We start from the raw sequence: 464 nt of genomic DNA on the forward strand, positions 1-464 counted from the left end.
TGTTTGCCTCTGCAGCGCGGCAATGTCAGCCTGAGCAATCTGCAAGTGGTCAACGCCATGTTGTATGTGGCCGAGCACGGCTGCAAGTGGCGCGGATTGCCCAAGCGGTTTGGCAACTGGCACACCATCTACACACGCATGCGTCGCTGGACCAAGGCGGGCGTGCTGGACAGGATGTTTGAAGAGCTGCAACGCGAGCAGGTCATCCGCATCAAGATCGAGGCCGTTTCCCTTGACAGCACGAGCATCAAGGTTCATCCCGATGGCGCGGGGGCYTTAAAAAAAACGGCCCGCAATCCATCGGCAAGTCCCGAGGTGGATGGAACACCAAGATTCATATGGTTGCCGCGGATGCTCGAACGGCCGTGACGTTTTKCCTGTCGYCGGGGCAGGCGCATGACGCACCCACAGGTCGGCGGCTCATTGAAAGCCTTGGGCAGACCAGCAGACCTGTGCACTTGCTC

General features: G+C 59.4%; 1 pseudogene. It reads left to right on the forward strand.

The features are described 5' to 3' along the window. Positions 1-464: pseudogene (locus ASE11_RS02730) on the forward strand (IS5 family transposase); the annotation flags it as partial.

The sequence above is a fragment of the Hydrogenophaga sp. Root209 genome (genome assembly GCF_001428625.1).
GTDB lineage: Bacteria > Pseudomonadota > Gammaproteobacteria > Burkholderiales > Burkholderiaceae_C > Hydrogenophaga.